Origin of the sequence: Hymenobacter fastidiosus (assembly GCF_039539565.1) — a bacterium.
GTDB classification, from domain to species: Bacteria; Bacteroidota; Bacteroidia; order Cytophagales; family Hymenobacteraceae; genus Hymenobacter; species Hymenobacter fastidiosus.
Window position 1 is genome coordinate 147803 of record NZ_BAABDJ010000037.1, and the last position, 14439, is coordinate 162241.

Genomic DNA, 14439 nt, shown 5'->3' on the forward strand with positions numbered 1-14439 from the left:
ATATACTGCCGGGCACTATGCCTGGGTGCTCACCGCGGCATTCGGGGCCGTGGGCATTTTAGAGGCTGCCCGTGCGGCCGCCATCCACGGGCAGGTTGATGCCGTTGAGGTAGCCCGCCGCCGGCGATGCCAGGAAGGCGACGGCCTGGGCTACTTCCGCCGCCTGCCCGAAGCGCCCGGCCGGAATCAGCCGCAGCATACCGGCCTCAATATCCTGAACCGATTGTCCGGTCTGCGCCGCTTTTTTGTCGATCAGGGACGTGTGGCGCTGGGTGAGGGTAGCGCCCGGCAGCACGTTGTTGACGGTGATGCCGCTGCCGCCCAGCTCGTTGGCCAGGGTCTTGGCCCAGTTGGCTACCGCGCCCCGGATGGTGTTCGACACGCCCAGGTTGGTCAGCGGCACCTTCACCGAGGTACTGATGATGTTGATGATGCGGCCGTAGCGCCGGGCCTGCATGGCGGGCACCACCGCCTGGGCCAGCAGATGGTTGCATACCAGGTGCTGCTCAAATGCCGCCCGGAACGCGGCCACGGGAGCCGCCAGCAGCGGCCCCCCCGCCGGCCCGCCGGTGTTGTTGACCAGAATATGAAATCCGTCGGGCTGGGCCGTCAGATACGTCCGGAGCTGTTGGGCCAGGGTTTCGGGGGCGCTGAAGTCGGCCACGATAAAATCGTGCTGCTGACCCTGGGGCGTGGGCAGCTCCGCGGCCACCTGGCGCAGGCGGGCTTCGTCGCGGGCCAGTAAGGTGACGGTGGCGCCAAGCCGGGCCAATTCTTCGGCGACGGCGCGGCCGATGCCCTGGGTACTGCCGCCGACGAGGGCGCGCTGGAAGGAGAGGTCGGGTTGCACGCCCTAAAAGTAGGCAAATGTGCTAATGCGTTGGAATGTGCTGATGTGGTAATGTGTTGGAATGTGCTGATGTGGTTAATGTGTTGGAATGTGCTGATGTGGTAATGTGGTTAATGTGTTGGAATGTGCTGATGTGGTAATGTGTTGGAATGTGCTAATGTGGTAATGTGGTTAATGTGTTGGAATGTGGTAATGTGGTTGATGTGTTGGAATGTGTTGGAATGTGTTGGAATGTGCTGGTGTGGGGATGCGGCGGGTGGGAACGGCCAGCATATTTGGCAGGCCAGGGCAGCTTTGGCTGATGCTTCTGCAGGATGCCAGGGGAAAGGCTTTCAGCTTTTGTAAAGCGCAGTACATTTGAATACCGGACGGCGTCCCCGGCGCCAGCTGGGCCCGACGGGTGCGGCCTCCAATGCCGGGCTCCCCAAACAGCTCATTCCCCGCTCCCCCGCATACTGCTATCCCGGCATAGTATTGCGTTACTACATTCTTACCTTATAGCGGTCTTATATTCCGTGTACCAGTCGTCTGCTGTAACCACACCCGCACATTCCCTCGCATCCGCATAGTCCACACATCCGCACATTCCCACATTAGCACAGTCCACACATCAGCACATTCCCACATTAGCACATTCTCGCACATCAGCACATTCTCGCACATCAGCACATTCCCGCACATCAGCACACTCCACACATCAGCACATTCCCGCACATCAGCATATTCCGCACATCAGCACACTCCACACATCAGCACATTCCAACACATTCCAACACATCAGCATATTAACCACCCCGCCCATGCCCGTTTCCCGTCCTTTTAATTTTCAGCACTGGATTGATGAGCACCGCCATTTGCTCAAGCCCCCGGTCGGCAATCAGCAGGTGTTCAAAGACAATAAAGACTTTATCGTGATGGTCGTGGGCGGCCCCAACGCCCGCAAGGACTACCACTACGACGAAGGCGAGGAGCTGTTTCTGCAAATCGAAGGCGACATCGTGGTCAAGATTATCGAGGACGGCAAGTCGGTGGACATTCCCATCCGGGCCGGCGAAATGTTTCTGCTGCCGCCGGGCGTGCCCCATTCGCCCCGGCGGCCGGCCGGCACGGTGGGGCTGGTGCTGGAACGCTACCGCACCGCCGGGGAGCTCGACGGCTTCCAGTGGTACTGCGAAAACTGCGGCCATAAGCTCCACGAGGCGTTTGCCGAAATTACCGACATCGTCCGGCAGCTGCCGCCCATCATGCAGGCTTTCTGGCAGAATGATGAGCTGCGCACCTGCACCAGCTGCGGCACCTACCTGGAAGCCCCCGCCCAGTAAACGGTTTGGTTTTAGTTTTTGGTTGTTCGTTTTTGGCTTTTGGAAAGCCCCCCAAACCAAAAACGAACAACCAAAAACCACCAACCAAACAACTCCCCCTTCCCACCCGAGTGCTTAAAATCGATATTCACACCCATATTTTGCCCGAGCGCTGGCCCGACCTGCGCGAGCGGTACGGCTACGGGGGCTTCATCCGGCTCGAACACCACAAGCCCTGCTGCGCCCGCATGATGCAGGACGACAAGTTCTTCCGCGAAGTGCAGGACAACTGCTGGGACCCCGAAGTGCGCATGCGCGAGTACGACCAGTTCGGCGTCCAGGTGCAGGTGCTCAGCACGGTGCCCGTTATGTTCAGCTACTGGGCCAAGCCCCACGATGCCCTCGACCTGAGCCAGCTGCTCAACGACCACATTGCCGGCGTCGTGAACCGCTACCCCGACCGGTTCGTGGGGCTGGGGACCATCCCCCTGCAGGCACCCGATCTGGCCATCCGGGAGCTGGAGCGCTGCATGAAAATCGGGCTGGCCGGCGTGCAGATCGGCTCCCACGTCAACGACTGGAACCTGGACGCGCCCGAGCTGTTCGAAGTATTTGCCGCGGCCGCGGAGCTGGGCGCCTGCGTGTTCGTGCATCCCTGGGATATGATGGGCCAGCAGAAAATGCCCAAGTACTGGCTGCCGTGGCTGGTGGGTATGCCGGCCGAAAGCACCCTGGCGCTGTGTTCGCTCATCTTCGGCGGCGTGCTGGAGCGGCTGCCCAACCTACGCGTGGCCGTGGCCCACGGCGGCGGCTCCTTCGCCAGTACCATCGGCCGCATCGAGCACGGCTTCCAGGTGCGCCCCGACCTGTGCGCCATCGACAACAACGTGAATCCGCGCGAGTACCTGGGCCGCTTCTGGGTCGATTCGCTGGTGCACGACCCGCCGATGCTGGACTATCTGGTGCAGACGCTGGGAGCGGATAAAATCACGCTCGGCTCCGACTATCCTTTCCCGCTGGGTGAGCTGGAGCCGGGCAAGCTGATCGAATCCATGCCTTATCCGGATGCCCTGAAGGCGCGTCTGCTCGCCGACAACGCGCTGGCCTGGCTGGGAATAGGGCCGGAACGGTTCCGCCGCTAGCTGCGCGTGGGAGGCAAAAGAGGAGCTGGTTGGGCAATAGCCAAAATTCTGTCCCGGCTCCGGCCCCGGCGGCTGCCTATCTTTGCCGTAATGACCCCGTATCAGCCCACCCCCGAATTTGCCGCTGCCCTCGATTCCCAGGACCCGCTGCGCGGCTTCCGCGACCGGTTCCACCTTCCCCCCGGCCCCGACGGGCAGCCCGGCATCTACCTGTGCGGGAACTCGCTGGGGCTGCTGCCTAAAACGGCCCGGGCCGCCGTAGAGCAGGAGTTCACGGCCTGGGAGCAGCTGGGCGTCGAGGGCCATTTTCACGGTACCTCCCCCTGGATGCACTACCACGAAACCCTGGCGGCGGCCTCGGCCCGGCTGGTCGGTGCGAAGCCCGTGGAAGTGGTGGTGATGAACAACCTGACCACCAACCTGCACCTGCTGCTGATTTCGTTTTACCGCCCCACCGTGACGCGCTACAAGGTGCTGATGGAAGGCGGAGCCTTCCCTTCCGATCAGTACGCGCTGGAAAGCCAGGTGCGCCTGCACGGCCTGGCGCCCGACGAGGCCATTGTGGAGCTGGTACCGCGCCCCGGCGAGCACACGCTGCGCACCGAGGATATTACGGCCAGAATTCAGGAGCTGGGCGAGTCGCTGGCCACGGTTATTCTGGGAGGCGTAAACTACTACACCGGCCAGGCCTTCGATATGGCGGCCATCACCACGGCCGGCCACGCCGTAGGAGCCACCGTCGGCTTCGACCTGGCCCACGCGGCCGGCAATATTGAGCTGCACCTGCACGACTGGGACGTGGACTTTGCCTGCTGGTGCACCTACAAATACCTTAACTCCGGCCCCGGCGGCACCTCGGGCGTCTACGTGCACGAGCGGTTTGCCAACCGGCCCGACCTGCCGCGGCTGGCGGGCTGGTGGGGGCATGACCCCGCGGACCGGTTTAAGATGAAAAAAGGTTTCCGCCCGATGGAAGGCGCCGCCGGCTGGCAGCTCTCCAACGGCCAGATTTTCCCCATGGCTATTCACCGGGCGGCGCTGGCCCTGATGGAGGAAGCGGGCGGAATGCCGGCCCTGCGCCGCAAGAGTGAGCGGCTGACGGGCTACCTGGAATTCCTGCTGCGCCGCCTGAACCTGCCGGCTACCACCCTGGAAATTATTACCCCCGCTGACCCGGCCGCCCGGGGTGGCCAGCTTTCGGTGCTGGTGCACCGCAACGGCCGCGCCCTGTTCGATTTCCTGGCCCGGAACGGCATCGTTGCCGACTGGCGCGAACCCAACGTTATTCGCCTGGCCCCGGTGCCGCTCTACAACTCCTTCATGGATGTGCAGCGGGCCGGAGCCGCCATCGAAAAATGGGTGGCTCAGGCCGAATAGTTATACCTTTTTAATTGTTGGCCTTACGTAGAAGTAAGGAGCGCTTCTGCGTAGTTCAATCTATCGTACCCGAATCATGGCTGAAGAATACGCGGACAAAATGGGCCGCAAAACCGACGCCGAGCTGCACCACTACGTAACCGGCCGCGCTCAGTACCGCGACGATGCCGTGCTGGCCGCCCTCGACGAGCTAACCCGTCGGGGCCAGCCCCACCCCGACGATGCCGCCGTACGCCCGGCGCTGGCAGCCCTAGTGCAGGCCCAGGCCGACCAGGCCGGGGAAGTCCGGCGGCTGGCGGAGCAGGAAGCTACGGCCGAGGCGTTGCCGGTTGGGCCGGCGCTGTATTCGCCGGCTACCATTGCCATGTTTTCCATCCTGCCCATGTCGACCATGCTTGGGGGTGGGGTGCTGCTGGGGATGAACCTGTTCAAGCTGGGCCGCCGCCGGGCGTTGCTGGGGCTGGTGCTATTCATCATCGCGTACATCGTGGCGGGTTCTCAGCTCCTGACCTGGGCTATTATGCAGCAGGGGCTGAATCCGTTTCTGGGTACGCTGCTGTTCAACGTGCCGGCCCTGCTGGCCTACCTGCTGTGGTTCTGGCCCCGCTACGTGGCTACGCCGGCCTACCGCAGCCGGAGCATTCTGCCCCCCGTCGTCGTCTGCTTTCTGGTTATCTGGGGCCTGCAGAAGGCAATGCCCTACCTCATCAAGCAGCAGCCGAAAAAGGTACAGCTGGAAATGGAGCAGCTCATGAAGCGGTAAGCGCACGAATTCCGGATTGATACCCTATGCCGCTCACGCTGTTGCCCCTGCCCCAGGCCGAAGTGCTGCTGGATCCGGACTTCCTGCCCCCGGCGGCCGCCGAAAGCTTACTTGCCGAGCTGACGGCCACTATTCCGTGGCGGCAGGAGCCGATCAGGATTTTCGGTAAAGAGATACTGCAGCCCCGCCTCACGGCCTGGCACGGCGACCCCACGGCTCACTACTCCTACTCCGGCCTCGCGCTGACGCCTCAGCCCTGGACGCCCGCGCTCCAACAGCTCCGCGAACAGGTGCAGGCGGCTACCGGCAGCCGGTTCAACAGCGTCCTGCTCAATCTCTACCGCACGGGCCAGGACAGCATGGGCTGGCACGCCGACAATGAGCCCGAGCTAGGGCCCGGGCCCACCATCGCTTCCGTAAGTCTGGGAGCCCCGCGCCGGTTTCGACTCCGGCCCCGTCAGCCGCAGGAGGTTCTCCACGCGCCGGTATCGATACAGCTGGCGGCGGGCAGCTTACTGGTCATGCGGGGCCCTACCCAGCAGCACTGGCTGCACGCGGTGCCCAAAACGGCCGTTGCCACCGGGCCGCGGCTGAACCTGACGTTTCGCCTGGTGGTTGGCCGCTGCTAGCCAGCGGCAAAAAAAAGGGTCCCGCGCAATTCGCGCGGGACCCTTCTGGCTTTACACCCGGGACGCTACTTAACGTCGAACAACAACCCGATATAACCCAGGCGGCCGATGCCGGCGCTGCCGTAAGTCTGCACGTTGCCGCTGTCGAACAGGTTCGATACCCCGGCCTGCAGGGTAGTGCGCAGCTTGGTGATGTTGTAGCCGGCCTGCGCATCCACGGTGTGGTAAGCCGCCAGGCGGCCCGTGGCAAACGTCGATTCGTAAAGGTAGGAATCAGTCCAGCGGTAGTTCACGGTGTAGCCCAGCTTGCGGCTCAGCGCCAGGCCCGTCAGGCCAAAGTTGTACTTGTGCCTGGGCGTGTTGAAGAAGGTCTGAAAGCTTTCGGGCAGGTCCTCGGAAACCAGGTCGTTGAAGCTGTAGTTGGCCGACAGAATCAGCGGGGCGCCCACGGTGTAGCTCAGCCCGACCGAAGCGCCCTGGGTTTTCACTTTCTGCGCCACGTTGGCCGAAATCTGAATAGCACGGGCCGGGTTGGTCGCCGACGGAACCGGCGAAGCGGGCCGCGTGCCGTCGATGTTGCCAATAAAGGTCTGGGTGCCAATGAAGTCATCGTAGCTGCTGCGGAAGTAGTCCACGTCCAGCGAAACCTTGCTGGCCACCTGGGCGCGGTAACCCACCTCAAACGTGTTTACCTCTTCCAGGCGGAGCGCGTCGGCATGGTACAGGGCTCCGCGGGTAGTGTAGCCATCGAAACCCTTGCCGATGTTGCCCAGCAGAATAGCGCGGCCTACGTCGAGGCGGATGTACTGGTCGGTTTGGGTAGGAGCGCGGAAGGCGCGGTTGTAGCTGGCGCGGAAGTTCTGCTGGTTGTCGCTGCCCGCCGAATATACCACCGAGGCGCGGGGGGAGAAAGCCGGCGCGAAGTTCTTGAACTCATCAACCCGGCCCGCTACCGACAGCTTCAGGCGCTCGGCCAGCAGCGACTTGGTGATTTGCGCGTAAGCCCCGTACTCGTGATTCTGGATCCGGTCGCCGTCTTTCGTATCGGAGAAGAGGGAGCCGTCGGAGCCCAGCAGGAACTGGCGGTAGGCTCCGCCCACAATCAGCTCGGCAAAGCTGAACTTGAAGTTGTACTGGGCGCTGGCATCGTTGAGGATAGAACGCAGAATCACGCGGGCCCCCTGCCCCGGCGTGCCGTCGTGGATGATCCGGTCGCGGGCCTCATCGAAAGCCGGCGTCCCCGGCCGTAGCAACGGAGCGTTGGTGTTAGCAAATGTGCGGGCCGAAGCGGCGGCGGCGGCGGCATTGCCGCCATTGGCGGCAAAGGCCTGATTGTACACTGCGGCATACGTGCCGAAGTAGCGCTCGGCATAGGTGCCGGGACGCGTCCCGCCACTGCCATTGGGGACGTTAAAGTTGGGTGCCGGCTGAGTTTGCAGGAAAGCCCCCAGAAATCCCAGGTTGTAGCTCCCGTCCGTTTTAGGATCCCGCTTGCCGGAATAGTCGCGGGTGGTGTAGCCGCGCACAAACCAGTTGGTGCCTTTCACTTCCACGCGTCCCTGGTGGCTGCCGCTGTTTTCGAAGCGGTAGCGGCTGGCACCCTGGAAGATGGTTTTGCTGTTCACGTACTTGTAGTCTGCCGTCGCCTTCACGTTGTCGGTCAGCAGGTAGGAAACGGAAGGATTTACCTTGATAATCTTAGCCTTCTGGTCGCCCACAATCAGTTCCTTCTCCGAAAACCCGGGCAGAAAGACCGTCTGTTTGTTCAGGGCCCCGCCCGAGGGCCCGAAAGTATTGCCTAAATCGCCGTAGCGGTTCACCGCGTCGTAGCCTAAGTTGGAGTCGGCCGTATGATTGTTGGGTTCAATGGTAGTCGAAGTAGGGTCCTGGTTATCGGCCAGAAAATCCTGGGCGGTCAGCATGCCGCCGGTGATCTTGACGGCCAGGCGGTCGGTGAGCTTTTTGGCGTAGCGCAGCTGGCCGTCGAACAAGTCCCGGTTGCCGCCGCGCAGCCGCACGCTCAGCCCTTCACTCACGAAGGGGTCTTTGGAGTTGAACAAGACCACGCCGTTGAAGGCGTTGGCCCCGTAGAGCGCCGAAGCCGGACCGTGCACGATTTCAATGCTTTCCACGTCGAGGTCCGGAATGCCGAGCAGGTTACCGAAGTTGCTGCTCAGGCTGGGCAGCTGGGTGTCCATGTAGTCGGCCATCTGAATCACGCGCTCCGAGCGGGAGCTGTTGAAGCCGCGGGTACTGATGCTGGAGGTCAGCAGGCTGGAGCTGTTTACGTCCACGGCCTTGAAGCGGGCCAGGCCGGCCAGCAGGTCCGGCGTCGTCAGGCTTTCTACCTGCCGGGTGTTCACCTTCTCAACCGTGACGGCCACCTGGGAGATGTTCTCCGCCACGCGCGACGCCGACACGACTACGGCGTTGGTGATGTTGGTCGTTACGGGCAGTACTACCCGCACTTCCTGCTTGGCCTGCGAAACCCCGATTTCGCGGGTTTCATACCCAATAAACGATACGGAGATAATAACGGGAGGCTCGGTGAAGTCGGCTTTCAGGACAAACTTGCCGTCGCGGTCGGTGCTGCTGCCGATGAACGTGCCTTTGATGAAAACGGTGGCTCCGGGCAACGGCTCCCCGGCTTCAGTCTGCACCACTCCACTAATAGAAATGGCATTCTGGGCCTGGGTACTCTGAATATTGAGCAATACGAAAAGCAGGAGCAATAGAAAACGGTAGGGTTTCCTCATAGGTGAGAACGATTAGAAAGTGGGGATTTTCAGTAGCGAAAATCCTGCAAAACTAAGGGCGTCACCCGTACCAAACAAATACTCAAAGAATTGACTGTCAAAAATTTGGACAAGTATAAACCAAGGAATATTATATTGAATTATAAATTAATAGCGCTGCTGCAATGTATGTGAAGCTGTTTAGTATAGGACTACGCACTGGTTCGCCAAAGTTATTTCATGCAGGGTCTCGCAGTATTTTATTCCGTTCGCACTGCGAGACCCTGCGGTTTAACCCTGCGGGACCCTGCGTGAAAGATAATTCAACAGTTTTGCGTAAGTCCTATAGTAATTCAACCGGTCTGTCATCCTTCGCAGGCGTACGCCAGATGCAGGATGACAATCGACAAAAAATCGAATTGCTAAACCGCTTCATTGTTAGAGTATTAAATCAAAATATTCATTTAATACTCTAAAAGCACTCTCCGAAGTGACGGCAGGAATTGAATTTACAAACAGCCTGAATTTACTCCCCGCCGAAGCAGCGCATTTATCCGTTCAAGCAACTGCCCGGAAAACCTTACTTTCGCCATTACCCGCTGTTTCCGTCCTACTTATCTGCCATGCTCCCCCCATCTGCTCCTGCTGCTCAAACTCCATCCCTTACCATTATGGGAGCGGGCTTGGTTGGCTCTCTGCTGTCGCTGTATCTGGCCCAGCGGGGGCACGAGGTAACCATCTACGAGCGGCGGGCCGATTTGCGCAAAGCGGGTTCGGTGGAGGGCCGGTCCATCAATTTAGCATTGTCGGATCGGGGGTGGCGGGCGTTGGAGGGCGTGGGTATCGGGGAGGAAATCCGGCGGGTCGGCATTCCCATGTACCGGCGCGTGATGCACGACCAGCAGGGCCAGCTGAGCTTCCAGCCGTACGGCCAGGATAATCAGGCCATTTATTCCGTGTCGCGGGCGGGCCTGAACCGGACGCTGCTGGACCTGGCCGAGCAGAATCCCCGGATTCAGCTACGCTTCAATGAACAGTGTTTGGGCATCGATTTACGAGCCAACCACCTGGAGCTACGCGACACGCTGACCGGAGCGCAGCACACCGTACCTTTCCAGCAGCTATTCGGCACCGATGGGGCTTTCTCCGCCGTGCGGGGGGCTATGCAGCGGACGGACCGGTTCAATTATTCGCAGAGCTACCTCGAGTACGGCTATAAGGAGCTGACCATTGAGGCGGGCCCCGGGGGCGAATGGCCGCTGGAGAAAAATGCCCTGCACATCTGGCCCCGCGGCCAGTACCTGATGATTGCGCTGCCCAACCTGGATGGCTCATTCAACTGCACCCTGTTTTTCCCTTACGAAGGAGCGCACTCCTTCGCGGCCCTGCAGACGGCGGCGCAGGTTCAGGCCTTCTTCGAAGAAATCTTCCCCGATGCCCTGCCCCTGATGCCGGACCTGCGGGAGGAGTTTTTCCAGAATCCGGTTGGGTCACTGGTTACGGTCCGCTGCTTCCCCTGGGCTTTCGACGATAACGTGCTGCTGCTCGGCGATGCCTCCCATGCCATTGTCCCCTTTTACGGGCAGGGCATGAACGCCGGCTTTGAAGACTGTACGGTGCTGAATGAGCTGCTGGAGCATCACGGCAACGACTGGTCCACGGTTTTCGAGCAGTTTCAACGCCAGCGTAAGCCTGATGCCGATGCCATGGCTGAACTGGCGCTCTACAATTTCGAGGAAATGCGCGACCGGGTGGCTGATCCACGCTTTCTGCTCCAGAAGAAGATTGAGAGTAAAATAGCGGCGCAGTATCCCGGCCAGTGGCTTTCGCTGTACTCGCAGGTTACCTTCTCCCATATTCCCTATGCCGAGGCCTGGGCAAACGGCCAACGCCAGGAGCAGATCATGCGCCGCCTGATGCCTCACATCCAGGCGGAAGCCGACTTTGCCAAACCGGCAGTGCAGACCCTGATCCGGAATGAATTAGCGCAGCAGGAGCGCCAGCCGCCGTCGGAGGGGTAGGGGAGGGTTGCTGCCGCCGGGGAGCGACCGATCTGTCAGGAGGCGGGCCACTCACCCGAGCCTGATGCCGGTGCCGATTCCCAGCACGACACCCGCCCCCAGGGCCAGGCCCGCCCAGGCCTGACTTGGGGTGTGCGCTTCCAGGGCCAGGCGCGCGCTAAGAACCGCGCCGGCTACTACCACTGCGCCCAGCAGCCACCACAGCAGCCACTGGCTCTGGGGCTTGCTCAGGTAGAGCAGGATAAACAAGCTGACCATGCCGCCTACTCCGACGCCGTGGGCACTTATCTTCCAGCTCAGCGAAATCAGGAACGTCAGAAATACGGCCAGCATCATGCCCACCATCATTTGTCCAAGCAGTACATCAAAGATGGTGCGCTGGATCAGTACCGTGGCGGCCATACCGAAGCTGAACGTAGCCAGCAGTAGCGGTAGGGGCCTTTGGCTTCGTTCCCGCAGCAACAGCGAGTCCAGCTGCCCAAACCAGTAGAGCACGCCCGTGCCCAGCGTCGGAAGCACAAACGTGAAGACGAATACCACCGCTAATATCACCCATCGATCAGGTAATGAGGGGCGTGCGATAACCTCGGGGACCTGATAGCAGACCACATAATATAGGTACGAGGGGAGTAAAAGGGGGTGGAATAAACTGGATAAACTAGTGCTGATCAGCTTGTTCAATGAAGTATTGGCTATGGATGGGCTAAGTAAAGTAAGGCATAAAGAGCCAAAAGGCTTACATTTAGTCACCACTGCCGCCCGGCTTTTGGCTGACTGCAGTAGGGTTTCCGCAGAATCGTCCACCTAAAAATTATTGCCTAGTGAAAACTTTTTCCCAATTCCGACAGTGGGGTGTCCTGCTGCTGCTAGGAGGTGCTGCCCTGAGTGGCGGTGCCGTGTTATGGCAGAAAGGTGAGGTGCTCACCCAAAGGTCGGTTCCGGGGGAACCGGTTGACGAAAAAGAGGGTCAGGACAGTCCCGACCGGCCCGACCTGGCTATGGCCCAGGAGGTAGCGCGGACAATGGACCTGGCTACCGGCACCGTACCGCGGGAGCGTTTAGTGGCAGCGCAGGCTTATACCCAGCGGCTGATTAATGAGCAGGCCGCTAGCCGCCTGCCCGTCAGCAGCCTGGCCCAGATCGTCTGGAACGAGCGGGGCCCTACCAATGTGGCCGGGCGTATCCGGGCGCTGGTCGTTGATCCGGCCGATGCTACCAGCAATACGCTGTGGGCGGGAGCCGCAGGCGGCGGTTTGTGGAAAACTACCAACGCTACCGCCACTACCCCGACCTGGACCGCTATCGACAACTTTTTCTCAACGCTGGCGGTCACGGCTATTGCCTTCGACCCCCGCAACTCCGACGTCATGTATTTCGGCACGGGAGAGGGATTCTTCAATGGCGGGGCAGTGCGGGGCTTAGGCATCTGGAAATCAACCAACCACGGGGCGACCTGGACTCAGCTGCCCGGCACGGCTTCGGGAACCACGTTTCACTATGTCACCAAGCTCGTCGTGCACCCCGTCACCGGCGACGTATACGCCGGCACGCACGCGGGTCTGCGCCGCAGCTCCGATGGCGGCGTTACCTGGAGTAGTGTCCTGGCGGCCGGCAACGGGGCCGGTAGTAGCCGGGTTGCCGATATTGAACTTGGGGCCGATAACACGCTGTATGTCTCTACCGGGCTTTTTGCTCAGGACGGTATCTACCGCTCTACTACCGGCAATGCCGGCGCCTGGACCAACCTTAATACCCTGGCGGGCTCGGGCCTGCCTACCACTGGCTATCAGCGTATCGAACTGGCCTGCGCCCCGAGCGACGCTAAACGGGTGTATGCCATCATCGAAAATAGCGCTAACAACCAGGTGCTTGGTCTCTACCGCTCCAATAACGGCGGTGATACGTGGACGTCGATGGGTCTGCCGGGCGGCGTAGCTACGGCGCTGGCCAGTTCCCAGGCCTGGTACGACCTGGCGGCTGCGGTAGCGCCGAACAACCCCGATCAGCTGTACGTCGGCGGGCTGGATATTTTCCGGACGCTGGCGGCCAATACCGATCCGGTAGTCTGGCAGAAAGTATCGGTCTGGTTTGCCACCCCCGGCTCGCCCAACTTCGTGCACGCCGACCACCACGTAATTGCGTTTGCTTCGGCTGATGGCAACCGGGCGTACTTCGGTAACGACGGGGGCGTGTTTATTTCCGATAACGCCGTAAGCGCCTCGGATGCGCCGATTTTCAGCCAGCGCAACAATGGCCTGAATATAACGCAGTACTACGCGGTAGCCATGCATCCCGACAATGTGAACTACTTCCTGGCCGGCTCGCAGGACAACGGCACGCAGAAATACACCACCGCGGGCCTCAACGCTACTACCACCGCAACGGGGGGAGATGGGGGCTTCTGCTTTATCGATGAAGATGAGCCCCAGTTTCAGTTCACTTCCTACATATATGCCCAGTACCGCCGGTCCGTCAACGGGGGCAATTCGTTCAGCAACGTAAATATCAGTGGCACTCAGGGCTCCTTCATCAACCCCACGGACTACAGCAGCCGCGACAATACCATGTATGCCGGCTACACTTCCGGTCAGTTGTTGCGCTGGCCCAATGCCACCACGAGCAATGTTACCAATACTATTAATCTGACCCCGGGCGCGGGCAACGTTTCGCACGTAACGGTTTCGCCCAACCGCCCCAGCCGGGTGTTTGTCGGGACTAGTTCCGGCCGGGTAATTCGCATAGATGATGCTACCGGTGTCACGCCTACGGTAACTGATATTCGGATTGGAGCCGGCACCGTGTCCTCGGTGGCCGTGCAGCCGGGTAGCGACAGCCATCTGCTGGTGACTTACTCTAACTACGGGCAGGTAAGCGTGTGGGAAACGACCAACGCCGGAGCTACCTGGAGCAATGTGGAAGGCAACCTGCCGGACATGCCGGTGCGGTGGGCCATGTTCGACCCCGACAACAATCAGCGGGCCTTGCTGGCTACGGAGCTGGGCATCTGGGCTACCGATAATCTTTCCGCCGCCAGCACTACCTGGTTTCCGGCTAGCCTGGGAATGGCCAATGTGCGGGTGGATATGTTGCGGATGCGGAATTCGGACAAGCAGATTGCCGCCGCTACGCACGGCCGGGGCTTGTTTACTTCGGATGTATTTGCGCCTACGGCCTCGAAATCGGGGGTTGCTATCAGCGACAAGCTAGTGGATGGCGTTTATCCAAACCCTTTTGCCCAGGAGCTGAATGTCCAGTTTCAGCGGCCGGTAGCAGGCGAGGCTACCCTTACGCTGATCGATACGCAGGGTCGTAAGGTGATGAACCTGACGCGGCGGGTTGCTGGTCGGCAAGTGGCCGTATCGGCTCCGGCCGGCCTGGCGGCTGGGGTATATCTGCTTACCGTTCGGGTCGGTAATGAAACCGCAGTAAGACGGGTAGTGCATCGCTGATGAGTAGTGGCCCTGAGCGGCTGATTTAAGAAGAAAGGAGCCAGTGCGTAATGTCCTGGCTTCTTTTTTTGCCTTTAAATGAGTTGACTGTCTATTGAGCGGCATCGGGCTCATTGAACTCAGGCATGAATTTATTTATATTATGAATTAGAATAATCAATTATATTATTTC

At 60.4% G+C, this 14439-nt stretch carries 10 protein-coding genes; 7 read left to right on the forward strand and 3 right to left on the reverse strand.

The window, feature by feature from the left end; all coding sequences use genetic code 11:
• Positions 1–58 precede the first annotated feature (58 nt).
• Complete coding sequence (locus ABD833_RS16795; protein WP_345074557.1) at positions 59–850, reverse strand: SDR family oxidoreductase; 792 nt, start codon at positions 848–850, stop codon at positions 59–61.
• Positions 851–1650: 800 nt separating this feature from the next.
• Here ABD833_RS16795 and ABD833_RS16800 point away from each other — a divergent pair.
• The 5 genes from ABD833_RS16800 to ABD833_RS16820 all read left to right on the forward strand — a co-directional run bounded on the left by ABD833_RS16800 (position 1651) and on the right by ABD833_RS16820 (position 6062).
• A complete protein-coding gene (locus tag ABD833_RS16800) occupies positions 1651–2172 on the forward strand; it encodes a 3-hydroxyanthranilate 3,4-dioxygenase (RefSeq protein WP_345074559.1) in 522 nt (173 codons plus the stop codon).
• 110 nt (positions 2173–2282) lie between these two features.
• Positions 2283–3293 (forward strand): amidohydrolase family protein, encoded by a 1011-nt coding sequence (locus tag ABD833_RS16805; protein WP_345074561.1) that lies wholly within the window; start codon positions 2283–2285, stop codon positions 3291–3293.
• Positions 3294–3383: 90 nt separating this feature from the next.
• Positions 3384–4670 (forward strand): kynureninase, encoded by a 1287-nt coding sequence (gene kynU / locus ABD833_RS16810; protein ID WP_345074563.1) that lies wholly within the window; start codon positions 3384–3386, stop codon positions 4668–4670.
• A gap of 76 nt (positions 4671–4746) precedes the next feature.
• The gene (locus ABD833_RS16815; protein ID WP_345074564.1) at positions 4747–5433 is read left to right on the forward strand and encodes a hypothetical protein; all 687 of its coding nucleotides are present in this window, start codon (positions 4747–4749) and stop codon (positions 5431–5433) included.
• Between the two features lie 26 nt (positions 5434–5459).
• On the forward strand, positions 5460–6062 hold the full coding sequence (locus ABD833_RS16820; protein WP_345074565.1) for an alpha-ketoglutarate-dependent dioxygenase AlkB family protein: 603 nt from the start codon (positions 5460–5462) through the stop codon (positions 6060–6062).
• A 65-nt stretch (positions 6063–6127) separates the two neighbouring features.
• Here ABD833_RS16820 and ABD833_RS16825 read toward each other — a convergent pair whose 3' ends face one another.
• Positions 6128–8794 carry a TonB-dependent receptor gene (locus ABD833_RS16825; protein WP_345074566.1) on the reverse strand — a complete coding sequence of 889 codons (2667 nt, stop codon included), beginning with the start codon at positions 8792–8794 and terminating at the stop codon, positions 6128–6130.
• A 626-nt stretch (positions 8795–9420) separates the two neighbouring features.
• On the opposite strand from ABD833_RS16825, the gene ABD833_RS16830 reads away from it, so the two are divergent.
• Positions 9421–10818 (forward strand): FAD-dependent oxidoreductase, encoded by a 1398-nt coding sequence (locus ABD833_RS16830; RefSeq protein ID WP_345074568.1) that lies wholly within the window; start codon positions 9421–9423, stop codon positions 10816–10818.
• A 51-nt stretch (positions 10819–10869) separates the two neighbouring features.
• On the opposite strand, the gene ABD833_RS16835 is transcribed toward ABD833_RS16830, so the two are convergent.
• A complete protein-coding gene (locus ABD833_RS16835) occupies positions 10870–11370 on the reverse strand; it encodes a hypothetical protein (protein WP_345074569.1) in 501 nt (166 codons plus the stop codon).
• A 269-nt stretch (positions 11371–11639) separates the two neighbouring features.
• Here ABD833_RS16835 and ABD833_RS16840 point away from each other — a divergent pair, with 269 nt between their 5' ends.
• On the forward strand, positions 11640–14267 hold the full coding sequence (locus ABD833_RS16840) for a T9SS type A sorting domain-containing protein (RefSeq protein ID WP_345074570.1): 2628 nt from the start codon (positions 11640–11642) through the stop codon (positions 14265–14267).
• Positions 14268–14439 lie beyond the last annotated feature (172 nt).